Below are 23,560 nucleotides of genomic sequence, written 5' to 3' on the forward strand. Positions count from 1 at the left end.
CGGGTCACCGCAGCTTCAGGGTCGAAAGGCCGACGAGCGCGAGGATCACGGCGATGATCCAGAAGCGGATCACCACCTGGCTCTCCGTCCAGCCCTTTTTCTCGAAATGGTGGTGGATCGGCGCCATCAGGAATACGCGCTTGCCAGTAAGCTTGAACGAGCCGACTTGGATGATCACCGACAGCGTCTCAATCACGAACAGACCGCCGATGATTGCCATGACGATCTCGTGTTTGGTCGCAACGGCCACGGAGCCGATCAGGCCGCCCAGGGCCAGCGAGCCGGTATCCCCCATGAAGATTGCCGCCGGCGGCGCATTGAACCAGAGGAAGCCGAGGCCGGCGCCGATGACGGCGCCGAGGATGACCGCCAGTTCGCCGGTGCCGGGAACGAAGTGGATCTGCAGATAGTTCGCAAAGACCGCGTTGCCCGCCAGGTAGGCGATGATGCCGAACGACGCTGCGGAGATCATCACCGGGACCGTGGCAAGGCCGTCAAGGCCGTCGGTGAGGTTGACGGCATTGCCGGCCGCGACGATGACGAAGCCGCCGAACAGGACGAAGAAGATACCGAGGTTGAGCAGCAGGTCCTTGGCGAAGGGAAAGGCGACCGAGGAACCGAGCGTCGAGCCGGGGGTACCCACGGATAGGGCCGCCCGCATCATGAAGAAGGTGGCGATCCCGGCAATGATGAATTCCAGGCCGAGACGCGCCTTGCCGGAAAATCCCTTGTCCGTCTGCTTCGTCACCTTCAGGTAGTCGTCGTAGAAGCCAATCGCCCCGAAACCGAGGGTCACCAGCAGCGTCGCGACAACATAGATGTTGGAGAGATCGGCCCAGAGCAGCGCGCTGCCGACGATGCCGGCAAGAATCATGATGCCGCCCATGGTCGGCGTGCCGGCCTTCTTGAAGTGGGTCTGCGGCCCGTCGGCGCGGATCGGCTGGCCCTTGCCCTGGCGTACGCGCAACGACGCGATGATCGCCGGACCGAACAGGAAGACGATGGCGGCGGAGGTGAACAGCGCTGCACCGGTGCGGAACGTGATGTAGCGGAACAGGTTGAAGACCTGGATCTCTTCCGCCAGTTCGACAAGCCAAAGCAGCATTCTAGACCTTTCCCCAAGGGCTTTGCGGGGGTCGTGGCCGACGGAAATGGTCCCTATCGGAGCGTGACCGCACCAGATTCGAAGAATGGAGTGCACGGGCGAACATGCCCGGCGTGCCCCTCGCACATGTGTCCCGATGCGGTTCGCATCCGGGACCATGCGCAAATGCAAACGTCAAAGTGCCGGGTGCCCGATGGGCAGCCGGCGCCTCATTCGGCGCGCTCCGTGTCGGAGAATGGCTCGTACTTGTCAAGCAATGCGCTGACGATTCGACTGAAACCCGTGGATTTCGAGGATTTCACTACGATCACGTCCCCTGGCCGCACCGCCTGAAGCACGAATTCCTGCATGCCATCCGCGTCAGGTCGGTATTCGAGGCCCGTCGCGTCGGACAGCGCGTCGCGCAGCGCCACCATCTCCGGGCCGCCGATCCAGACGTCCTCGATTCCCGCCTCGCCAAGCGGTGAGGTGAGGTCTGCGTGCACCTGCGCGGAGAATTCGCCCATTTCAAGCATGTCGCCGAGCACGGCGATGCGGCGGCCGCCCTCGCCCGGTACCGTATCGCGCAACAGCGCGATCGCTGCCCGCATCGAGGCGGGATTGGCGTTGTAGCTCTCGTCGATCAGCGTGAAATATCCGCCATCGATTGCCAGCCGATAGCGACGCCCGCGCCCCTTCTCCGGCTGCATCGTGGCGAGCGCGTCCATCACCCTCTCGATATCGGCCCCGACGAGATGGGCCACGCCAAGGACGGCGACCGCGTTCTCCGCGATGTGGCGGCCGGGCGCTCCCATGGGAATTTCGAGCGTCTGCCCGCCGACCGACGCCCACAACACGCTGCCCTGCGGACCGGGCACAAATTCGATCAGGCGGAATTCTGCCTTCGCATCGGCTCCGAAGGAATGGATGTGCTCGACGCCGGCGACCTTGGCCGCTTGCTCCAGCACGGCGAATTGCTCATTGTCGCGGTTGAGGAGCGCGTGGCCCCCCGGCGCCAGCCCGTCGAAGATTTCCGCCTTTGCCATGGCAATCTCGTCGAGGCTCGCGAAGTTGCCGAGGTGAGCGGCGGCGATCGTGGTGACGAGCGCCACATGCGGACGGACCATCTTCACCAGCGGCCGGATTTCGTCCGGGTGGTTCATGCCGATTTCGAACACGCCGTAGGCCGTGTTCTCCGGCATCCGCGCCAGCGTCAGCGGCACGCCCCAGTGATTGTTGAAGGACGCCGCCGAGGCGTGCACGCTGCCGCAGGCCGAAAGCGCGTGGCGCAGCATTTCCTTCGTCGTCGTCTTGCCGACCGAACCGGTCACCGCGATGACTTTCGCTGCACTTCGGTCGCGGGCCGCACACCCCAGATCGACGAGGGCCTGCAGCACGTCATGCACCACAAGCATCGGTGCGGTGAGGCGTCCGAGCGCCGGCAGCTTGCCTTCGCTCACGACGAGAAGCGCGGCCCCATTGGCAAACGCGAGGCTCGCGAAGTCATGGCCGTCCACCCGGTCGCCCTTGATGGCAAAGAAGGCTTCGCCAGGACTGATCGAGCGACTGTCGATCGAAATGCCGGTGATCCCCGCCGGCATGCTCCCGATGGGGCGGCCGTTGGTTGCCGCAATCAGGTCCCCGATTGTCCAGAGCATCGTCAAAGGTCGAGTTCCTCCAGGGCTTTGCGGACTTCCGCGTGGTCGGAGAACGGCAGCGTGACACTACCGATCGTCTGCCCCTCTTCATGCCCCTTGCCGGCGACGATCAATGTATCCCCCGCCGACAGCATCGCGACGGCGGCACGGATTGCCGCGGCCCGGTCGCCGATTTCCGTCGCGCCCTTGGCGGCCGCCATGATCTCGGACCGGATCACTTCGGGAACCTCCGAGCGCGGATTGTCGTCGGTGACGATGACCACGTCGGCAAGCCTCGTGGCGATCTCGCCCATGATCGCCCGCTTGCCCTTGTCGCGATCGCCGCCGCAGCCGAACACCACGATGACGCGGCCGGACGTAAAGGGGCGAACCGAGGACAGCACGTTCTCCAGTGCGTCGGGCTTGTGGGCGTAGTCCACATAGGCGAGCGCGCCGTTCTTGGCGTGGCCGACGAGTTCGAGCCGACCGGAAGCGCCGACCAGATGACCGAGCGCCGCCATCGCGTCCTTCGCCGAAACGCCGGTGGACATTGCAAGGCCTGCGGCAACCAGCGCGTTGGCGATCTGGAAATCGCCCGCAAGCGGGATGTGCACCTCGTAGATGTCGTCACCGACGTGAACCTCCGCCATCTGCTTGTGACGGAAATGCTCGACGCGCTTCAAGGTAAGATAGCTTCCCTTGCGACCGACCGTGCGAACGTCCATGCCCGCATCCTCAGCCGCCTTGATGGCGGCGCCCGACCACTCGTCGTCGGCAAAGATGACGGCAGGCGCGCCTTTCGGCAGCAGCGTGTCGAACAGGCGCATCTTCGCAGCCATGTAGTGCTCGACGGTCGGGTGGTAGTCCATGTGGTCGCGGCCGAGATTGGTGAAGGCCGCCGCAGACAGCCGGACGCCATCGAGGCGCGCCTGGTCGAGGCCGTGGCTGGAAGCCTCCATTGCCGCATGGGTGACGCCGGCATCGGCCAGTTCGGCCAGCAGCTTGTGCAGCGAAACCGGATCGGGCGTGGTCAGCGAGCCGTAGTCCTCGCGGCCCGGAGCCGTGACGCCCGTCGTGCCGATCATGGCTGCCGCGTGGCCCGCATGTGCCCAGATCTGCCGCGTGAAAGAGGCGACCGAGGTCTTGCCGGCCGTACCGGTGACGGCGACCATGGTCTCCGGCTGACGGGCAAAGAAACGCGCGGAGGCAAGCGCCAGGAAGCGGCGCGGTTCGTCCACCGCGATCACCGGCACGCTCGCCGCGACATGCGCTTCGCGCCCGACGACGACAGCGGCGGCCCCGCGCGCGACCGCATCTGCGACATAGGCCGCCCCATCGTTCTTCGAGCCGTTCACGGCGACGAAAAGATCACCCTTGTTGACCGTGCGGCTGTCCGCCGAAATGCCACCCACCTCGATCGCGGAGGCGTTACCCAGGTTTGAAACTTCGGGGCCGGCAAGGTCAGTGATCTTCATGTGCAGCTCTGTTTCTGTCGAGTTACGCCGAATCGTCCGCGAATCGGCTCTTCCCGTTCATTCTGCGCTCAATAAGACACGAGCAAGGCAGAGCCGTCCTCCCCGAATTTCGGCTTTACACCGAGAAGTGGGGCGCTTCGGCGGATGATCTCGCCGACCATCGGTGCCGCATTGAGGCCTGCCGTCCGCCCGCCGCCCTCACCTGTCTTCGGCGCGTCGATGAAGCTCAGCACCATGTATTGCGGATCATCGATGGGAAAGGCGGAAAGGAAGGCGTTGAAGTTAAGCCCATTCTTGGCGTAGCGGCCGTTGACGACCTTGTCGGCCGTCCCTGTCTTGCCGCCGACGTTGAAACCCGGCACCAGCGCCCGCTTGCCCGAGCCGATCATCGCGTTCACGCGCATCAGGTAGCGCATATCGTCGCTTGTGCTCTGCTTGACCACCGCCTGGGCCATGGCGTCGGCTTCCTCCCGGCTGCGCGGCAGGAACGTGGGCGGCAGATACTTGCCACCGTTCATCAGCGTGGCGCCGGCGACCGCCGTCTGCAGCGGCGTGGTCGAGACGCCGTGGCCGAAGGAAATCGTGATCGAATTGATCTTCTTCCACTCGCGCGGCTGGCTAGGCGTCTTCACCTCCGGCAACTCGGTCTGCATCTTCGACAACAGGCCGAGTCGGGTGAGGAACTCCTTGTGGGCAGGAATGCCGACGATATCGGCCATCTTGGCCGTGCCGATATTCGACGAATACTGGAAGATCTCCGGCACCGTCAGGACGCGGTGCTTGCCGTGGAAATCCTTGATGGTGAAGCCGCCGATGCGGATCGGGAAGCGGGCGTCGAAGCTGTCCTTCAGCGTGACCTTGCCCGAATCGAGCGCCATCGCCGTCGTGAAGGTCTTGAAGGTCGAGCCCATTTCGAACGTGCCGTCCGACATGCGGTTGAGCCAGCCGTCCTTGGCGCTCTCGGCGGGGTTGTTCGGGTCATAGTCCGGGACCGACGCCATGGCCAGAATTTCGCCCGTGTGCACGTCTAGCACAACGGCGCCGGCGGCCTCCGCCTGGTATTTCGCCATCGAGGCCACGATCACATCGTGCAGCATCGATTGCACGCGCAAATCGATCGACAGCCGCACCGGCTCCATCTTCGCGTCGCTGGTCATGCCGATCGCTGCAAGATCGGCAAGGCCCTGATTGTCGATGTAGCGCTCCATGCCGGCAATGCCGCGGTTGTCGATGTTGACGTAGCCGACGATGTGGGCGGCGGCTGAGCCGCTCGGATAGAAGCGGCGCTTTTCGGGACGAAAGCCGACACCGGGTATGCCGAGCGCCAGGATGCGGCTTTGCTGCTTCGGCGTCAGCTGCCGCTGCAGCCACTGGAAGCGCGAGTTGGCGGTGAGTTTCTTGTAGGTTCCCTTCGGATCCAGGTCAGGCAGCACCGTCTGGAGCATTTCGAGCGCCTCGTCCGCATCCACGATCTTGTGCGGCTCGGCATAGAGCGAAACGGTGCGAATGTCGGTTGCCAGGATCTCGCCATTGCGGTCGACGATGTCGGGGCGGGAAGCGAGCAGATTGTCGGCGGGACCAATGCTGGAAACCGATTCCGACATGGTCACGCCATATTGGACAAGACGTCCGCCAACCACGCAATAGGCCAGTCCGAAACATGCCATGAGAACGGCAACCCGGCTGCGTGCCTGCTTGCCGCTGCGCTTGCGATGCCCCTGGAAGGCCGTGGCATCCGGCCGGTCCGCCGGGCGGCCGGCGCCGCCATGCGAGAAGTGAGCCTTGCTCTTCACATCCATAATGCGGGAGAGAAACGACATCAGCGCGCCACCGAACCAGTTGCCATCTTATCAGTCCCCTTCACGCCGTCCTTTGCCTTGGCGACATTCTTGCCTGCCCCGTCCTCGTCCTCGACGGCGGGAAGCTCGGCAGTGCGCATCGGCAGTTCCACCGGCTGTGCGAGTTGGGTCGATTCCGTCGGCAGCAGCTGAAGATCCTGATCGTAGACCTTCACCAGGCGGTTGAGGCGGGCCGGCTGGGTCAGAAGCGCCCAATCGGCCCGCAGGAGATCGATCGTGTGCTCCTCGAGCCGGATCTCGGCGTCGAGCTTGCGTACCTCCTCGAGCTTGTTCTCAGCCTTGTGCTTGATCGTGTAGGTCACGGTCGCGGCGGCGGTCATGACGACGACGAGGATGGCATCAAAGGTACGGAACATCCATCAGCCTCCAATCTTCTCAAGACTTGCCAGCTCGGGCAGCTCGAAAATGGACAGGTCATCCGCTCCGGCCGGCGCCTCCGTGCGTTCGCCGGCCCGCAGCTTCGCGGAACGGGCACGCGGATTGGCCGCCGCTTCCTCTTCACTGGCGGCGATCATGGACTTGCCAACTGGCGCGAAGATTACGTCTTTCTTGATTAGCTCCGGCAGATGACGCGAGCCCGTCGTGCGGCCGGAACGATCCTGGAAGAATTTCTTGACGATCCGGTCCTCGAGCGAGTGGAAACTGACGACGACGAGACGCCCGCCTGGCTTGAGCACACGCTCGGCGGCAAACAGCGCCCGTGCCAATTCTCCCAGTTCGTCGTTGACGAAGATCCGCAGTGCCTGGAAGACGCGCGTCGCCGGATGGATCTTGTCCTTCGCCTTGCGGGGCGTGACAACCTCGATCAGTCCGGCAAGGTCACGGGTGTTGGCGAAAGGCTGTTCCGCCCGGCGCTTCTCGATCGCGCGTGCAATCCGGCCCGCCTGCTTCTCCTCGCCGAGGAAGCCGAAGATGCGGATGAGGTCGGAGACCTTTGCCCGATTGACGACGTCGGCGGCGGAAACACCGGCGCTCGACATGCGCATATCGAGCGGACCGCTTTTCTGGAACGAAAATCCCCGCTCGGCTTCGTCGAGCTGCATGGACGATACGCCGATATCGAGCACGACCCCATCGAGCCCGCCGGGAGGCGCATGGCGAGCAAGCTCGGAGAATTGCGAATGGATCAGTGACAGACGGCCACCGGATGCAGCGACCAGTGCCTGCCCGGCCTCGATCGCGCTCGGATCGCGGTCCAGCGCGATCACCGAAGCCCCCGTGCCCAGGATGGCGGAAGTATAGCCACCGGCACCGAACGTGCCATCAAGGATGACCTGACCGGGCTGCGGATGGAGCGCTTCGATCACCTCGCTCAGAAGAACCGGGATGTGCCGGACCGGTCCGCCATCGGCATCAGGATTGCCTCCGCCATTTTCCGTCGACATCCCGCTTCTCCATCTTACTTCGAGCCCAGACCTCGCAATCTGCGCTCCGTCCTGGCCGCCGCCTGCATCGCCTCGAACGTTTGCGGCGCCCAAAGCTGAAAGTGATCGGACCGACCGACGAAGGTGACATCCATCGTGATGCCGGTGTAGTCGCGAATAAAATCCGTGACCATCAACCGCCCCTCGGAATCGAGCCGCATGAAGACCCCGCCCCCGTGAATCAGGAGCGACATCTCGTTCGCCTCCGGCGAAAAAGGATCCTCGGTGGCTATCTGCCGCTCGAAGCGATCGAGCAGATCCGGACCACCGACGCTGATCGCCGGGAAAACAAAATCCTGGAAGCAATAGAGCTCCCGGACGTCGCGCTGCGCAAGGACCGCCCGGAAGGCTGAAGGCACCGAGACCCTCCCCTTCGCATCGATCCTGTTTGTCGCATTCGACAGGAACCGGTTCATGACGCCTGACAGCCGCTTCCCTGACCGGCACCAAAACAGCAAGCACCGGAAAATCCACACAGAACTCAACCACACGAATCGCGCCTGGAACGACGGCATCACGCCGCGCCAGCCCCTGCCGGGGCACCTCTGCACTTTGCGATGAACGGGCGATCATTCGCCCCTGTGCGGTATGTTGATGGGATACCATGGGACCATTTGGGCGTCAATGGGAACGGGTGGGTTCCCGGAGTGAGACCATCAAATGTTTATGAGCCGTTAAGTTTAACGAATGGTTACGGCCCGCCCTGTCAAAGCGCTGGATTCAATAGAAATTCGGGATCGTAAGCTGGGCTGGAACGGCTGGTTTGCCGGCGGCGCTGCCGTGCAGATCGGAATGCGCGCTATGGGTCATACGCGGAGAGAATACGCCAGTTGGCCTGTAAGCCGGGTTCTGTATGGCTCCGACTAACGCCGGAACGTGGCAGCCATTCATCTGGGACCGGACTTGCGCCCGGCCTCTTGCAACCCACCCGGATGACCGGCCCGGAAACGGGCTGGAAGGCTTGCGCCGTCCGCGTCATCCCTATTCGGTCTTGCTCCCGGTGGGGTTTACCGTGCCGTCCATGTTGCCATGGCCGCGGTGGGCTCTTACCCCACCCTTTCACCCTTACCTTCCAGAGAAGGCGGTTTGCTTTCTGTGGCACTTTCCCTAGGGTCGCCCCCGCCGGACGTTATCCGGCACCGTGTTTCCGTGGAGCCCGGACTTTCCTCCCCCCGCAGCCTTTCGGCCGTAGCGGGGCGCGGCTGCCCGGCCAACTGGCTCGCGTTCCTTAGCGAAAGGGAACTGCGATGACCAGAAAAATCGCCGGCACGGACAAGTCGAGCAACATCGCGTGGGGGCTACTCCGCAACGGATGCCCCCAGCCATGTGCTAGTCGAGCAGGCTCTGGACCTTGCCGCAGTAGCGCTTCGACACCGGGTTCATGCGCTTGGCGCCATGGCCGGCATTGTACTTCAGGATTGTGCCACAGGTCGTGCCACCGCTGAGATCGTGCGCCACGGCGAGGTACTTCATTCCGAATTTGATGTTCGTTTCCGGGTCGTAGAGGCCCGTGGCGTGGCCCTGGTAACCCATCATGCGGGCCGTCGCCGGCTTGATCTGCATCAGGCCGATCTCACCCGCGCTGCCACGCGCTCTTGGATTGAAGTTGCTTTCCACGCGGACAACGGCATGAGCAAGGTCGACCGGCACGCCGTATTGCCGCGCATAGGTCTTGATCAGCGTTGAGTAACTGGCCGGCGCCCCCATCAACGGGTAGCCGGTGGTCCGGGTCACGGTCTTTAGGGGCTTGCTGACAGTGACGCCGGGGAGATCATCAGCCTTGGCCGATACCGTCTGTGTCAGAAGGGCAATAAGGCAAGCCGCCCCTGCGGCCGTAAACGAATTCTTCATGTGTTCTAATGTCTCCGTCCATATGGGCGCACGGCTAGGCCTTGGGGAACCGGCCCATCGACCGAAACCCCGCGCAGTGATTCAAACATCGTGAAGCGGTCCAAGGCTCTTCAGAACAGCGGACCCAGGACAGTCGCGGAAGAGGCCCTACCTCCCGCCGGCGAACGCCTGAACCTCGATCCGTCTCGTCGGAAGGTCGTTGGGAGCAACCTGTGACCGACCGGATCGAAGGCAGCGGGAAAAGACAATCCCAATCCGGTCAGGATGTGGCGAAAAGCTAAACTTGCGTTACAGAATGAAATATATCGTGAGAATCAGACGGACTGATCACGGCGTTTCGGCAAGGCCGTCAACAGCCGATGCAGCGTGTCGATCGTCGAGAAATCAGCGATTCCATCGACCCGTTCGGGCCGAAAATGGCGCTGGAAGGCGGCGACGTCGCCCTCGGTGGGGGCGTCGAAAACGCCCGTGATTCCGGTAGCATAACCGTAAAGCGCAAGCATCGCCTGCAGCGCCTCGACGGGGGGCCCCTGGTCACCGCGCTGGAAGAAGCGGCCTCCAGAGATGGTCGCAGGCTCGACCCAATGGCCGATGCCTGCCGCATGCAGCCGCGCCCAAGGGAAATTTTCACCCGGATCGACCTTGCGGATGGGGGCGACATCGCTGTGCGCAAGGACCCTTTCGGGGACCACCCCCCACCTTTCGACACAGTTCCGACACAGTTCGGCAACGGCCGCGACCTGCGCTTCCGGGTATTCGGGCAATCCGCCCGGGTGCCCCGGATTGACGATTTCGATACCGATCGAGGCCGAGTTGATGTCCGCCTCGCCCTTCCATTGGCTCTTCCCCGCGTGCCAGGCTCGGCGTCCCTCGGGGACAAGCTGCAACACGCACCCGTCCTCATGCACGAAATAATGGCTGGAGACCTGGCTTTGTTCCGAACACAGCCAGGCGAGAGCGCCGTCCGCACTGTCCATGCCGGTATAGTGGAGGACGATCATATCCGGACGCCGTCCGTCCGCGCGTTCGCCGTGATTGGGAGACGGCACGACCGTGGCACCGGGAAAGTCGGGAACAAACGCCGTCATGCCGCCTGGCGGTCTTTCTCGATCGCCGCATAGGCGGCATTGAGGGCGGCCATCCGGTCGTTCGCGATCCGCTGGAACTCGGCGGGAACGCCGCGCGCCATCAAACTATCGGGATGATGTTCCGAGGCCAGGACACGGTAGCGTTTGCGAATGGTCGGGAAGTCGTCCTGAGGCGAGACTCCGAGCACCTTGTAGGGATCACGGCCGCCGACATGCAGATGCCGCTCGGTGATCTGCTCAAATCGCTCGTCCGCCATGCCGAAGATTTCGGCGATCCGCGACAGAAACGCCATTTCACGCTCGTGGATCAGTCCGTCCGCCTTGGCAATGTGGAACAGGCCGTCGATGATATCCTCAAGGATCGGGCAGTTACGCTCGCAAGAGACACAAAGCGCGGCCATCTTTTCGGCATAGGCCTCATACCCGGCGACGTCCTGGCGGGCGAGATTATAGAGGCGCGCGACGTTGGCCGCCTGGTCGGAAGGAAATTTGAAGATGTCCCTGAAGGCGTCGACCTCGGCGGTTGTGACGACCCCATCGGCCTTCGCCATCTTGGCCGATAGCGCGATCATGGCGACGGAAAACGCGACTTCCCTGCGGGTTTCGGGGTCGCCCTCGAACAATGTACGCACCGCCTCGACAACGCCCGAAAGCGCATTGCTGGCCGCCTCCGCGACCATACCAACCAGTCGGTCCCAGATGGAAGACATCAAGCAACTGCCCATGTGTGAGAACATACAGTGATCTTGAGCAGACATTGATGGCGAAAGCAAGCCGGGGCCACGCGGCCGCTACCTGATTCACGAAATTTTGATGGCCCTCATCAAGTGGATGCATTCCAATTCTTGATCGCACGATCAGCACAATGAATTTGACGATCGCGCCCGCGAGTGTGAGCAGGGCATTCGATTACGAGCGAGGTGACCGCAACGTGCGCTATCTGTCCAATCAAGCCGCAGGCATGTTGCTGGGTCTTGTCGCAGTGACGATCTTCGGCGCCACGCTGCCGATGACCCGCCTGGCACTCGAGGGCTTCAGCCCTCTGTTCATCACTTTCAGTCGGGCCCTGATCGCGGCCTCGGCGGCCGGCGTGGCCCTCCTTGTCTTGAAACGGCCGCTGCCGCGCAAACATCTGCCGACCCTTGCCGGCGTCGGTGTCTGCGCGGTCTTCGGCTTTCCGATCTTCTCCTCGATCGCGCTGCAGACGATCCCTGCAAGCCATGGCGGTGTCGTGCTCGGCATTCTTCCGCTCCTGACCTCGATCTTCGCCGCAATCATCGATGGAGAGCGTCCGGGGGCTATGTTCTGGCTGTGCGGAATCGCCGGCGCGGCCCTCGTTGCGATTTTCTCGCTGGGTGAAAACAGCTTTCATCTCGGCCCCGGAGACTTTTGGCTGTTCCTCGCCGCGGTCGCGGCCGCGCTATCCTACGTGCTCTCCGGGAAGCTGGCGCGTGAACTGCCGGGTTGGGAAGTCATCGGCTGGGCGCTCGTTCTTTGCGCGCCCTTCACGCTTGCCGGGACGCTGTTCGTTGCCGACTCCGGCATTTATATGCCGGGATCCGCGCAGTACGGCGCGATCCTCTATCTCGGCCTGCTGTCGTTGTTCGGCGGGTTCATCTTCTGGAACGTGGGCCTCGCTCTCGGCGGGATAGCGCGGGTTGCGCAGGTCCAGCTGTTCCAGACATTTGTCACGCTTGCGATTTCTGCGCTCCTGCTCGGCGAGGCGGTCGGGATCTCGACCGTCGGCTTTGCACTCGCCGTCGCCTTCGTCGTCTGGCTCGGTCGCAAGGCAAAGATCTCCCGAACGGCGGCGGCAGCGATCCCGGGCCGGGCCTGATCGGGCCGTACAATCCGTCACCGAAAGCGGCTATGTACTGATCGGTGATTCCCCTGTTGCGGAATCTGGAGTAGACATCCGCCGACCGACCTGATCGTTCGGCGAGGAGGTATCATGGCCAAACAAAAAGTTGCAATGCTCACCGCAGGGGGCCTGGCGCCCTGTCTCTCATCGGCAGTGGGCGGGCTCATCGAGCGTTACACCGACATCGCACCGGAAATCGAGCTGATCGCCTATCGGTCGGGATATCAGGGCGTACTGTTGAGCGACAGCATCGCAATCACGCCACAGATGCGCGAAAAGGCCCACCTGCTTCATCGCTATGGCGGCTCGCCGATCGGCAACAGCCGCGTCAAGCTGACGAACACCGCCGACTGCGTCAAGCGCGGCCTCGTCAAGGAAGGCGAAAACCCCCTGCGTGTCGCAGCCGAGCGGCTCGCCAGCGACGGCGTGACCATCCTGCACACGATCGGCGGCGACGACACCAACACGACCGCGGCCGACCTGGCGGCCTATCTCGGCGCCAACGGCTACAACCTCACCGTGGTCGGCCTCCCCAAGACGGTCGACAACGACGTCGTGCCGATCCGTCAATCGCTCGGCGCCTGGACGGCAGCCGAAGTCGGCGCCGGCTTCTTCGACAACGTCTCCAACGAACAGAGCGCCGCCCCGAAGACGCTGGTCGTGCACGAGGTGATGGGTCGCCATTGCGGCTGGCTCACAGCCGCGACCGCCCGCGCCTACCTGCAAAAGACCGCCGGCAATGAATATGTCGAGGGCTTCATGATGGATGCGCAGTTGAAGAACATCGACGGCCTGTACCTGCCGGAAATGGCCTTCGACCTGCAGGCCGAAGCCGAGCGCCTGAAGAAGGAGATGGAGAAGAACGGTTTCGTCACCCTGTTCGTGTCCGAAGGCGCCTGCCTGGACGCGATCGTCGCGGAGCGTGAAGCTGCCGGCGAGACGGTCAAGCGCGATGCGTTCGGCCACGTGAAGATCGACACGATCAATGTCGGCAACTGGTTCTCCAAGCAGTTTGCCGCCCTTCTCGGCGCCGAGCGCGCGATGGTGCAGAAATCCGGCTACTATGCCCGCTCCGCCCCCGCCAACCGCGACGACCTGCGTCTCATCCAGAGCATGGTCGACCTCGCCGTCGAAAGCGCCCTCAACAAGGTGTCGGGCGTGACCGGCCATGACGAAGGCCAGAACGGCAAGCTGCGCACGATCGAGTTCCCGCGCATCAAGGGCGGCAAGCACTTTGATACCAGCGCGAAGTGGTTCGGCGAGATGATGGACGCCATCGGCCAGAAGTGGACGCCGGCCGGCTGAGGACACTCAGCCCCCCCCCGGGGCCGAAGATTGCATCTTGACGCCATCTCGCGCAGATGGCTTGCTCCCCTCTACCAACGTTCAGGGGAGCTTTTTCATGTCCTTCGAGCACTGGCTCGCCTTTGCCGCGGCCTCCTCCATCATGCTGGCGATCCCCGGACCGACCATCCTGCTCGTCATCTCCTATGCACTGGGACACGGCCGCAGGACCACCGGGGCGACCGTTGCCGGCGTCGCCCTCGGCGATTTCACCGCGATGACCGCCTCCATGCTCGGTCTCGGCGCCCTGCTGGCAACGTCGGCTGCGATCTTTACCGTTCTGAAGTGGGTCGGCGCGGCCTATCTCGTCTGGCTCGGCATCAAGCTGTGGCGAGCGCCGATCGCTGGAACGGGCGGCATGGAGAATGGGACGGCGACGGAAGAGCAACCGTTCCGCATCTTTGCGCATGCCTACGTCGTGACGGCGCTGAACCCCAAGAGCATCGTCTTCTTCGTCGCCTTCCTGCCTCAGTTTCTCGACCTGTCGCGGCCGGTCCTGCCGCAGATGGTGATCTTCGAGATCACGTTCCTTGTGCTCGCCACGGCGAACGCCACAGCCTATGCACTCATGGCGTCGGCGGCGCGCGGCACGATCCGCAAACCCAGTGTCCAGAAGGTGGTCAACCGCGTCGGCGGATCGCTACTGATCGGAGCAGGCCTGCTGACCGCCGGGCTTCGACGGGCGGCGGCGTGACACTTGGCACAGCGTCTCGGGTTGCCCGAGGCCCCCCGATCGGCTATTTGACGAAGCACGGTCGAAGCGCCGTTGATTTGCATCCACGCCGGAAACGCTCCGTTTCCGAGCCTCAAGGCAGAACGAGAGCGACTGATGGCGGACAGATTCCCAATCCCTGCAAAACGTTTTTTGTCGGCCGGGTGCGCCACGGCCCTGCTGGTATTGGGCGGCTGCGCCAGTGTGATCGAGACCCCGGTCGAGGAAATGGCTTCGGCGCAGACGGTGATGCCGATCGCCAAGCCCGGCACGGAAATGACCGCCTATGCCCTGCCGGCACCGATTGTAGATCCGGCAACGGAAAATGATGGCGCGCAGACGACGGCAGCCATCGAAGCGACCCGCGCAAGCAACGCAGAACTGGCGATTGCTTCGGCCGCACCCGACGCGGCAACCGAAACGGCTGCAGTCGCTTCGGCAGTTCCGGTTCCGACCAGCACGACCCCCTCCTCCCAGAAATTCATGCCGGCCTCGTTCGAGGCGGCGGTGATGGAGCCCGGCTTCGACACCGGTGAACCGGAGGGGCTCGAACAGTTGGTCGCTTCGCACCAGATCATCCCGATGGCGAAGCCGACGTTGCAGCCGGTGGCCTTTGCGGCGACCCAGGCCAAGCCGGGCGTTCCCCAGGCTTCGCAAGCCTTCGAGAAATCCGGAACGCCGATTGATGCTCTCATCACCAAGTACGCAGCCCTTTATGAGATCCCGGAAGGACTGCTGCATCGCGTGATCAAGCGCGAGAGCCGATACAATCCCAAGGCTTACAGCCGGGGCAATTACGGCCTCATGCAGATCCGCTACAACACGGCCAAGGGCATGGGATATACCGGCGCGCCGGACGGCCTCTTTGACGCCGAGACGAACATCAAGTATGGCGCAAAATATCTCCGCGGCGCCTGGATGGTGGCTGAGAACCAGCACGACGGCGCGGTCCGCCTCTATGCCAGCGGCTACTACTACACCGCCAAGCGCAAGGGCCTTCTCGAAGAAACCGGCCTGAAATAGGCGAGATCACGTCCCACGGTCGAGTGCGTCGACGATCCGCTTCACGAGTTCCTGCGGACGATAACCGAGAGCGGAAGGCGTCAGCCCCAGGCGGACGACGGCGAGTTTTCTGGACGGGATCACCGCGATCGCCTGGCCGTCATGGCCGAGCATCCAGAACGTGTCCTTCGGCAATCCGTACTGCGCGTTCGGCACGTCGCCGGGCCCGTGGATCCAGCTTTGCGCATGACTGTAAGCCCCGTCAGAGGCGGGCGTCGGCGTTCCCATCGCAGCCACGTATCCCTCCGGCAGCAACCGCTCCCCATTCCATTGGCCGTCATTGAGCAAAAACTGGGCAAAGCGCGCCCAGTCGCGCGCCGTCGCATACATGTAGGACGAACCGGCAAAGATGCCCGTCTCGTCCGTCTCCATCACGGCGCTGCGCATGCCGAGCGGCGCGAACAGGGCCGTGGTCGGATAGGACAGCGCCCGCCACCGATCCCCCACCGCGTTCATGAAGACATGGGAGAGCAGGACCGCGGTACCGCTGGAATAGCTGAACTTTTCTCCCGGATTGGACGCGAGCCGAAACGAGGCGGCAAAACGGGCCATGTTCGGCTCCAGAAAGAGCATCCTCGTCACATCCGTGACGTCGCCATAGTCCTCGTCGAAGACCAGACCGCTTTGCATGGCCAGCAGGTCGGCCACGGTGATCTTTCCGCGCGCGTCGACCTGCCACTCAGGGAAGAGAAGAGCCTGTGCCGGCGACAGCCGCCCTTGCAGGATCAGACGGCCGACGAGCGCCGCATTGACCGTCTTGGTCAGCGACCAGCCGATCAGCGGCATATCGACGGAGTACCCGTCGCCATAGCGTTCGCCCACGAGCTGGCCGTCATGAATCACCACCACACCTCGAACGCCCGGTCCGAGCAGGGCCGGATCGTCCAGAATGCTTGCGAAGCGCGGATCGCTCCCGCCATGCTCCCCCGCCGGCCATGGCTGATCGGCGGGTCCGGCCGCGATTTTCGGAAGAGGCACCTCGGCCACCACCTGCCGGGCCGTCAGCAAATCGCCATCCGGAACCGACGTGCAACCGAAGCCTTCGCGGTAGGCCGCATATCCCGGCGCGAACAGCCCGAGCAGCGACGCGGTGACCGTCATTTCCGAATAGTCGACGGACTGGCGCATCAGCCGCAGCAACGGATGGCCGGGCGCTTGCACGTCTTCATCGAGCACGGCGGCGGCATTGCGCCGCGCAATGAAGACATTGGAGCAAACGATCTTGGCCGCATAGGACGATCCTACCCGCAGCAGTTCCGGAGGCCGAACGATCAGCCAACTGCCTGTGACGACCAGAAACACGCAGCTGCCGAACAGTGCCTTCGCCGCAGCCCGCCGATATCGTGCCATTGCCTACCCTCGTTCGCTCGCAGACAATCAGGAATTGGCCCGCAAGAAAAGCCCCATGCCGTGACAGAAATATTGCGGTGGAACGCGAGCGCTTGCTGCCGCATGCCGCTGGCGGCAGTCATCAAACTGTAGCCGACGGCAGATATCGCTTCCGCAGATCCACCGAATGGGATGTGTCATGAGCGAACTGGCCAGAAACGCGGGATACGGGCGCAACAAGAAGCTGAAGGCGGCGCTGCTTCAACATCGTGCCGGCACACTGGAGGGGCTGTCCGAACGCCTTTTCGGATTGCTGTTCTCCGGCCTCGTATATCCGCAGATCTGGGAAGATCCGGCCGTCGACATCGAAGCAATGGAGCTGTCCGCCGGACACCGCGTCGTGACGATCGGCTCGGGTGGCTGCAACATGCTCGCCTATCTGTCCCGCACCCCGGAAGCGATCGACGTCGTCGATCTCAACCCGCACCATGTCGCCCTGAACCGGCTGAAGCTGGCAGCCTTCCGGCACCTGCCGTCGCATGCCGACGTCAGCCGCTTTTTCGGCGGAAACCACGCCACAACCAACCGCGAAGCCTACAGCCTGTTCATCGAACCGATGCTTGATGCGCAGACGCGTGACTACTGGAATGGGCGTGGCGCTTTCGGCCGGCGCCGCGTCGACGTCTTCAGCCGCAACATCTATCGCACCGGCCTGCTCGGCCGCTTCATACTGCTTGGCCACATCGTCGCGCGGCTCCACGGTCTCGATCCGCGGGAGTTTGTCGAGGCTCGTTCGTTGCGCGAGCAGCGCCAGTTCTTCGAGACCCGCCTCGCTCCCCTCTTCGATCGTCCGCTGATTCGCTGGATGACATCACGAAAGGCGTCCCTGTTCGGGCTCGGGATCCCGCCGCAACAGTTTGACGAACTGGCGAGCCTCAGCGACGACAACTCACTGGCGCCGGTTCTGAGGCGGCGGCTTGAGAAGCTGACCTGTCACTTCCCGCTGAAGGACAATTATTTCGCCTGGCAGGCGTTTGCGCGGCGCTATCCGGAGAAGCAGGAAGGCATGCCGCCGGACTATCTGCGGGCCGATCACTATGCCGCAATTCGCGCCAATGCCGGCCGGGTTCGCGTCCACCACGCAAGTTTCACCGAGCTTCTGGCCGGCAAGCCGGCAGGTTCCGTCGATCGCTTCGTGCTGCTCGATGCCCAGGACTGGATGAACGAAAACCAGATCAACGCGCTCTGGAGCGAGATCTCCCGAACCGCCTCCCGAGACGCGATCGTCATCTTCCGGACAGCGGCGGAAAGAAGCATCCTGGACGGCAAGCTCTCCCCCGCCCTACTCGACCTGTGGACCTATGAGCGCGAACGCTCGATCGAACTCGGTATGCGGGACCGTTCGGCCATCTACGGAGGCTTCCACATCTACAGGAAGCGGGCCTGATGTCGGCGGACTTCGAACTGCACCCGCTACCTGCCGATACGAGCCATGCCGAGCGGATGGACCGGCAGTATCGCTATCAGCGCCACCTCTACGACCTGACGCGCAAATACTATCTGTTCGGGCGCGACCGGCTGCTTAAGCAGATCCCAGCAGAGGCGGGACAGTCGATCCTGGAAGTCGGCTGCGGCACCGGACGCAATATCGAGCACATGGCGCGCCTGTACCCGCATGCCCGCTTTTTTGGTCTCGACATCTCGAAAGAGATGCTGGAGACGGCGCACAGGCGGTTTGCTCGCAAGGGAGTCAGCGCGCCGCGACTGCATGTCGCCGATGCCGCGAGTTTCTCCGCCGGAGAATTCGGCGAAACCGGATTCGATCACATCGTCATTTCCTATGCCCTGTCGATGATCCCCGCATGGGAACGCGCCGTCGAATGCTCCCTCGCCGCTCTGAAGCCCGGCGGGTCGCTGCATGTCGTCGACTTCGGCCAGCAGGAGCGCCTGCCGCTCCTCTTCCGCCGCCTTTTGCGGGGTTGGCTCGAACGCTTTCACGTCCAGCCACGCGCCGACCTGTTCGAGGTGATGCGCAGCGCAGCGCAGCGACGAGGAGCAACGCTGCAGACGGCGACGCCCTATGGCGGCTACGCCTGGATCGGTGTTGCAAAAATGCCAGCCTGACCCGCCTTCTGCCCCAACCTGTCTGCCTGCCCGATTTTGCGCTCCTTTCTGTGTGACCCCTCGACTGAGAGGGGTGGTGTATCTCGTTTGCTGACGCTTGGGGCTGCGTTTGCATGGTTCGAAGCAGAAGGAAGACAACCATGAAATCACTCTACATCGGTGCTGCCGCGCTCGTATTCGCTACTGCGGCAACGTCGGTCCGGGCGGCCGATCTCGCCCCGGTCGAGGCCCCGGTGGCGCCAGTGATCACCGAAGTCTCAGGTATCTATGACTGGAATGGCTTCTATGTCGGTGCGATGACCGGCTACGACTGGACCGAGGCCGATACGGATGACGCCGGCGTATCCGCCAGCCCGGGCTTGGACGGCTGGGCACTGGGCGGCTACACCGGCTACAACTACCAGATGGGTTCGTGGGTCATGGGCCTTGAAGGCGACGTGAAGTACGACTGGAACAGCGACAAGTTCGATCTCGGCGGCATCCCGATGGAGCTCGAGACGAACTGGAGCGGATCGCTGCGCGCCCGCGTTGGCTATGCCTTTGATCGCACCCTGGTGTACGGGACTGGCGGCTATGCCTTCACCAACGCCGAACTGCGCGATCGCGAGACTGGCGACAGCGATAAGAAGACCTTCAACGGCTGGACGATCGGCGCCGGCCTCGAGCACGCCTTCACCGACAACCTGATCGGCCGCGCCGAATATCGCTACACCGACTACGGCGACAAGAACCTGATGGGCGTCAACACCGACCTGAGCAGCAACTCGCTCATGCTCGGCGTAGGCTGGAAGTTCTGACATTGCGGTGGCCGGCCGGCGGACCTCAGTGCCGGCCACTGCGCCCAGCCACTGGAAATTTGCCACAATCAAATGAGAGGGGCCTCGTGCAGCAAGCGCGGGGCCCCTTTACCGAATCTCGCATGACAGGCAGTATCCCGGAAATTCTATAGCTAGGACATTCATGCGCCGGTTCATTGTGGCCCTTCTGCCGCTTGCCCTTCTCACGGCATCGTGCACGATGACCGACTACGATCTCGTTTCCACCACATCGACGCAGCCGCGCTTCAAGGACAAGGATCCCCAGGATTTCGGCGCGCGCACCCCGCATGCCCACCAGGTTCACGGCATCGACATATCCAAATGGAACGGCGACATCGACTGGCCGACCGTGAAGGACTCGGGTGTTTCGTTCGCTTTCATCAAGGCGACCGAAGGCACGGACCGGATCGATCAACGCTTCGACGACTACTGGCGCGGTGCAAAGACCGCCGGGGTCGCGCACGCGCCATACCACTTCTACTACTTCTGCTCGACGCCCGACGACCAGGCGGACTGGTTCATCAGAAACGTCCCGAAGAGCGCCGCATTGCTGCCGCCGGTGCTCGATGCCGAATGGAACCCGGCATCGCCGACGTGCCGCAAGCGCCCGCCGCCCGAGGTCGTGCGCGCGGATCTGCAACGCTTCCTCGACCGGATCGAATCCCACTACGGCAAGCGGCCGATCATCTATACGACCGTCGATTTCCATCGCCAGAACATGGTCGGTTATTTCGGCAACTATCATCTCTGGCTGCGCTCGGTCGCGGACCATCCGGAGAATGTCTACGGCCGCAAGTGGACCTTCTGGCAATACACCAGCACCGGCGTCGTTCCCGGCATCAGCGGCGATACGGACATCAACGTCTTTGCCGGCTCGGCCAAGAATTGGAACAGATGGGTCGCCGAGGTCGCAAAGTAGAGACGGCAACCGTCGCGGGCAGTCGTGGCATCACGAAAGATTTGATCGAGCGGCGACGAAGCGCCGCCCTTTTCCTTCTTGCTTCCGTCACATTATTCTGAGAAGCCGGGGCAACCCAATGAAAGGACCCCCGCGATGCAATCGAGAATTCTGCCGATCGGCGCCCTCCTGGCGTTGTTTCTTTCCGGCACTGCTCTTGCGCAACAGAACAACAATCCGGCCGAGCCTGCCCCTGTGGCCTGTGGCGGCGATTTCAACGCCTTCCTGCAGGGCGTAAAGACCGAAGCCGTCGGAAAGGGCGTGCCGGCCGATGTGGTCGATCGCGCGCTCGCGGGCGCGAGCCTGGACGAGAAGGTGCTATCGCGCGATCGCGCGCAGGGCGTCTTCCGGCAAACGTTTTTGGAATTCTCCAAGCGCACGGTAAGCCAGTCGCGCCTCGACATCGGCCGCAAGAAGCTGCAGGAACTATCGGATGTCTTCCAGCGCGCCGAACATGAATTCGGCGTCCCGGCTCCGGTCATTGCCGCCTTCTGGGCAATGGAAACGGATTTCGGCGCCGTCCAGGGCGACTTCAACACGCGCAACGCGCTGGTGACGCTGGCGCATGACTGTCGCCGTCCGCAACTGTTTCGTCCGCAGTTGATCGCGGCGATCGAGATGGTGCAGCACGGAGACCTCGACCCTGCAGCGACGACGGGCGCATGGGCAGGAGAAATCGGCCAGGTGCAGATGCTGCCCAAGGATATCATCGCCTTTGGTATCGACGGCGACGGCGACGGCCATGTCAACGTCAAGCAGAGCGCCCCGGATGCAATCCTGACGGCGGCGAAGTTCATCCAGCATCTCGGCTTCACCAAGGGCCAGCCGTGGATCCAGGAAGTCTCACTCCCGGAAAACCTCCCCTGGGAGAAGACCGGCTTGCAGCCCGGCATGACCGCCGGCGACTGGTTTGCCTTGGGTGTGACGCCGCGCGACGGCGACACCCGCTTTGCAAACCTCGCCTCGTCGCTGGTGCTGCCGCAGGGACGCAAGGGCCCGGCCTTCATCACCTATCCGAACTTCGACGTCTATCTCGAATGGAACCAGTCGTTCATCTACACGACGTCGGCGGCCTATTTCGCCACCCGCCTCGCTGGCACTCCCCCCTATGAGAAAGGCCAGCCGGAGCTGGGCCTGGATGACGGCAGCATGAAGGCGTTGCAGACGCGGCTTGCCGAACTCGGCCACGACGTCGGCAAGATCGACGGCATTCTCGGTGTCGGCACGCGCACGGCGATTCAGAAGGAACAGCTGCGCCTCGGCATGCCCGCCGACGGCTGGGCGACCCCCGCCCTGCTCGGCGCGCTCTGATTCCAGCGACAGACCGGCCTGACCGGTTACGGCACGCGCTATCGCATACGGCGCCGCGGGACTCCCGCGGCGCTTTTTTTGCTGTGGGAACGCGGAGCGCCGCGAAAGGCTGGCTTTGTGCGGCGGCTTCAAACATGATCGCCCCGACCGCCCCGTTCCATGCCGGAATCGGGTGGCAGGGTAGCGCCCGGAAGGCTACCTCGGATATCAGTACGAAACCGCCCTACGGCGAAACGAGATCGTGTCCTCTGATACAGGCACAGCACGGCAGCAGAAGGTGACGGCATCATGAACCAGCACGCAAGCCTCAATCCGGGCTATACGATGACGCCCAAAACCTGGGCCATGCTGTTCCTGCTGGGCCTGATCTGGGGCGGCTCGTTCTTCTTCGCCCGCGTCGCCGTGCAGCACATACCGCCGATCACGCTCGTGCTCTTGCGGATCGGCATCGCGGCACTTGCGATCCATCTCTATCTTGCCGGGCGCTTCGGCCTGTATCCGGCGCTACGGCAGCGCTGGCGCGAATTCCTCGTCATGGGACTGATCAACAATGTCATCCCGCACATCTTCATTTTCACTGGCCAGACCCAGATCGGCGCCGGGCTTGCGGCGATCCTGAACGCGACGACGCCGATCTTCACCATTCTCATCGCCAACCGGTTGACCGCCGACGAGAAGATGACGCCCGCCAAGGTCATGGGCTGCCTGGTCGGGCTTGTCGGGACGGCCGTATTGGTCGGTCCGCGCGCCATTGCCCCCTTCACCGGCGAGACCTCGGGGCCACCGCTGTGGGCGCTGCTGCTGCCGCTGGCGGCCGCGATGTCCTATGGCCTCGCCGCGACCTACGGCAAGCGGTTCCGCGGCGTCGCCGCACCTGTGACTGCGGCCGGTCAGTTGACCGCGGCCACCGTCATTCTCCTGCCACTGGCCCTCCTTGTCGATCACCCCTGGACCCTGCCGATGCCGCCGATGAACGTCGTGCTGTGTGTCCTGGCCCTGGCGCTCGTTTCCACCGCCTATGCCTACATTCTCTTTTTCAGGATCATGGCGGCCGCCGGTGCCACCAATACATCGCTCGTCACCCTGCTCGTTCCGCCGAGCGCAATCGTCGCCGGAATGCTCTTTCTCGGCGAACAACTGTCGCCCTCGGGCGCGACCGGCATCGTTCTGGTGCTTTTGGGTCTCGTCATCCTCGACGGCCGGGTCTTGAAGCGCCTCCGCCCTTCGGGCGTTTAGCGCATATCGCCCAAACTCGAATGTGACGCATGGTGTGGAGCGCAAGCTCCTTCCCGCGCAGCGTCGCTGGACGGGAAGCATCATCGCGCCGGACGATTCGCCCAAAGCGGCCTGAAATCACCTCACGCACGTTAACGTTCGCGAAACTTTTGTGAACTTTCCGTAATCGGAAATTCAGATGAAAGAACAACCATTTAGGCCTGTGGAAAAATTGTGGCGAGCGCTATGATGCCGCAGCGCAACACATAAACAACTTTTCAAGCGGGATTTTTACGCCTTATTATGGCCACGCAACGCAAGGAGGTAAGCCATGGGACTCACACATTCCTTGAATGTTCTGATGATCAGTGCAGCGTTCCTCTTCGTCGCCGGCATGATTTTCATCTG

At 63.1% G+C, this 23,560-nt stretch carries 22 protein-coding genes and 1 other RNA gene; 11 read left to right on the forward strand and 12 right to left on the reverse strand.

What is annotated here, in order from left to right; genetic code table 11:
- Positions 1-4: 4 nt before the first annotated feature.
- The 7 genes from mraY to mraZ all read right to left on the reverse strand — a co-directional run bounded on the left by mraY (position 5) and on the right by mraZ (position 7,895).
- Positions 5-1,105: a phospho-N-acetylmuramoyl-pentapeptide-transferase gene (mraY, locus tag AC1DDS_RS14470; RefSeq protein WP_477479531.1), complete on the reverse strand. Its 1,101-nt coding sequence runs from the start codon at positions 1,103-1,105 to the stop codon at positions 5-7.
- A gap of 209 nt (positions 1,106-1,314) precedes the next feature.
- The gene (locus AC1DDS_RS14475; RefSeq protein ID WP_477479532.1) at positions 1,315-2,748 is read right to left on the reverse strand and encodes a UDP-N-acetylmuramoylalanyl-D-glutamyl-2,6-diaminopimelate--D-alanyl-D-alanine ligase; all 1,434 of its coding nucleotides are present in this window, start codon (positions 2,746-2,748) and stop codon (positions 1,315-1,317) included.
- Positions 2,745-4,196 (reverse strand): UDP-N-acetylmuramoyl-L-alanyl-D-glutamate--2,6-diaminopimelate ligase, encoded by a 1,452-nt coding sequence (locus AC1DDS_RS14480; protein WP_477479533.1) that lies wholly within the window; start codon positions 4,194-4,196, stop codon positions 2,745-2,747. Before AC1DDS_RS14480 ends, AC1DDS_RS14475 begins: the two co-directional genes overlap by 4 nt.
- Positions 4,197-4,264: 68 nt before the next feature.
- The gene (locus tag AC1DDS_RS14485) at positions 4,265-6,016 is read right to left on the reverse strand and encodes a peptidoglycan D,D-transpeptidase FtsI family protein (RefSeq protein ID WP_310416304.1); all 1,752 of its coding nucleotides are present in this window, start codon (positions 6,014-6,016) and stop codon (positions 4,265-4,267) included.
- Positions 6,016-6,411: a cell division protein FtsL gene (gene ftsL, locus AC1DDS_RS14490; protein WP_477479534.1), complete on the reverse strand. Its 396-nt coding sequence runs from the start codon at positions 6,409-6,411 to the stop codon at positions 6,016-6,018. Before ftsL ends, AC1DDS_RS14485 begins: the two co-directional genes overlap by 1 nt.
- 3 nt (positions 6,412-6,414) lie before the next feature.
- Positions 6,415-7,440 (reverse strand): 16S rRNA (cytosine(1402)-N(4))-methyltransferase RsmH, encoded by a 1,026-nt coding sequence (rsmH, locus tag AC1DDS_RS14495; RefSeq protein ID WP_477479535.1) that lies wholly within the window; start codon positions 7,438-7,440, stop codon positions 6,415-6,417.
- A gap of 14 nt (positions 7,441-7,454) precedes the next feature.
- The gene (gene mraZ / locus AC1DDS_RS14500; RefSeq protein ID WP_477479536.1) at positions 7,455-7,895 is read right to left on the reverse strand and encodes a division/cell wall cluster transcriptional repressor MraZ; all 441 of its coding nucleotides are present in this window, start codon (positions 7,893-7,895) and stop codon (positions 7,455-7,457) included.
- On the opposite strand from mraZ, the gene AC1DDS_RS14505 reads away from it, so the two are divergent.
- On the forward strand, positions 7,894-8,040 hold the full coding sequence (locus AC1DDS_RS14505; RefSeq protein ID WP_477479537.1) for a hypothetical protein: 147 nt from the start codon (positions 7,894-7,896) through the stop codon (positions 8,038-8,040). The two genes, mraZ and AC1DDS_RS14505, sit on opposite strands and share 2 nt — an antisense overlap.
- Positions 8,041-8,301: 261 nt before the next feature.
- On the opposite strand, the gene rnpB is transcribed toward AC1DDS_RS14505, so the two are convergent.
- The 4 genes from rnpB to AC1DDS_RS14525 all read right to left on the reverse strand — a co-directional run bounded on the left by rnpB (position 8,302) and on the right by AC1DDS_RS14525 (position 11,128).
- Positions 8,302-8,697, reverse strand: an RNA gene (gene rnpB, locus AC1DDS_RS14510) — RNase P RNA component class A.
- Positions 8,698-8,808: 111 nt separating this feature from the next.
- Positions 8,809-9,330, reverse strand: coding sequence for a lytic transglycosylase domain-containing protein (locus AC1DDS_RS14515; RefSeq protein WP_477479538.1), 522 nt, complete (start codon positions 9,328-9,330; stop codon positions 8,809-8,811).
- A gap of 314 nt (positions 9,331-9,644) precedes the next feature.
- Positions 9,645-10,418 carry an N-acetylmuramoyl-L-alanine amidase gene (locus tag AC1DDS_RS14520; RefSeq protein WP_477479539.1) on the reverse strand — a complete coding sequence of 258 codons (774 nt, stop codon included), beginning with the start codon at positions 10,416-10,418 and terminating at the stop codon, positions 9,645-9,647.
- Complete coding sequence (locus AC1DDS_RS14525) at positions 10,415-11,128, reverse strand: TerB family tellurite resistance protein (protein ID WP_405030188.1); 714 nt, start codon at positions 11,126-11,128, stop codon at positions 10,415-10,417. Before AC1DDS_RS14525 ends, AC1DDS_RS14520 begins: the two co-directional genes overlap by 4 nt.
- 155 nt (positions 11,129-11,283) lie before the next feature.
- On the opposite strand from AC1DDS_RS14525, the gene AC1DDS_RS14530 reads away from it, so the two are divergent.
- From AC1DDS_RS14530 to AC1DDS_RS14545, 4 genes are all read left to right on the forward strand, one after another.
- Positions 11,284-12,255 (forward strand): DMT family transporter, encoded by a 972-nt coding sequence (locus AC1DDS_RS14530; RefSeq protein ID WP_477479540.1) that lies wholly within the window; start codon positions 11,284-11,286, stop codon positions 12,253-12,255.
- 114 nt (positions 12,256-12,369) lie between these two features.
- Positions 12,370-13,584 (forward strand): pyrophosphate--fructose-6-phosphate 1-phosphotransferase, encoded by a 1,215-nt coding sequence (locus AC1DDS_RS14535; protein ID WP_477479541.1) that lies wholly within the window; start codon positions 12,370-12,372, stop codon positions 13,582-13,584.
- Positions 13,585-13,681: 97 nt separating this feature from the next.
- A complete protein-coding gene (locus tag AC1DDS_RS14540) occupies positions 13,682-14,317 on the forward strand; it encodes a LysE family translocator (RefSeq protein WP_477479542.1) in 636 nt (211 codons plus the stop codon).
- Between the two features lie 135 nt (positions 14,318-14,452).
- Positions 14,453-15,358: a lytic transglycosylase domain-containing protein gene (locus tag AC1DDS_RS14545; RefSeq protein ID WP_477479543.1), complete on the forward strand. Its 906-nt coding sequence runs from the start codon at positions 14,453-14,455 to the stop codon at positions 15,356-15,358.
- 6 nt (positions 15,359-15,364) lie between these two features.
- Here AC1DDS_RS14545 and AC1DDS_RS14550 read toward each other — a convergent pair whose 3' ends face one another.
- Entirely contained in the window at positions 15,365-16,747 is a 1,383-nt protein-coding gene (locus AC1DDS_RS14550) for a serine hydrolase domain-containing protein (RefSeq protein WP_477479544.1), read from the reverse strand.
- A 178-nt stretch (positions 16,748-16,925) separates the two neighbouring features.
- On the opposite strand from AC1DDS_RS14550, the gene AC1DDS_RS14555 reads away from it, so the two are divergent.
- The 6 genes from AC1DDS_RS14555 (at position 16,926) to AC1DDS_RS14580 (ending at position 23,173) form a co-directional block, all read left to right on the forward strand.
- Positions 16,926-18,173, forward strand: coding sequence for a BtaA family protein (locus AC1DDS_RS14555; protein ID WP_477479545.1), 1,248 nt, complete (start codon positions 16,926-16,928; stop codon positions 18,171-18,173).
- Positions 18,173-18,850, forward strand: coding sequence for a class I SAM-dependent methyltransferase (locus tag AC1DDS_RS14560; protein WP_477479546.1), 678 nt, complete (start codon positions 18,173-18,175; stop codon positions 18,848-18,850). The genes AC1DDS_RS14555 and AC1DDS_RS14560 overlap by 1 nt, the downstream gene beginning before the upstream one ends.
- Positions 18,851-18,990: 140 nt before the next feature.
- The gene (locus AC1DDS_RS14565) at positions 18,991-19,647 is read left to right on the forward strand and encodes an outer membrane protein (protein WP_477479547.1); all 657 of its coding nucleotides are present in this window, start codon (positions 18,991-18,993) and stop codon (positions 19,645-19,647) included.
- A 163-nt stretch (positions 19,648-19,810) separates the two neighbouring features.
- On the forward strand, positions 19,811-20,587 hold the full coding sequence (locus tag AC1DDS_RS14570) for a glycoside hydrolase family 25 protein (protein ID WP_477479548.1): 777 nt from the start codon (positions 19,811-19,813) through the stop codon (positions 20,585-20,587).
- Between the two features lie 135 nt (positions 20,588-20,722).
- A complete protein-coding gene (locus AC1DDS_RS14575; RefSeq protein WP_477479549.1) occupies positions 20,723-21,937 on the forward strand; it encodes a lytic murein transglycosylase in 1,215 nt (404 codons plus the stop codon).
- Between the two features lie 288 nt (positions 21,938-22,225).
- Positions 22,226-23,173, forward strand: a complete 948-nt coding sequence (locus AC1DDS_RS14580) for a DMT family transporter (RefSeq protein ID WP_477479550.1) — start codon at positions 22,226-22,228, stop codon at positions 23,171-23,173.
- Positions 23,174-23,560 lie beyond the last annotated feature (387 nt).

The sequence above is a fragment of the Mycoplana sp. 10N416 genome, assembly GCF_056394765.1.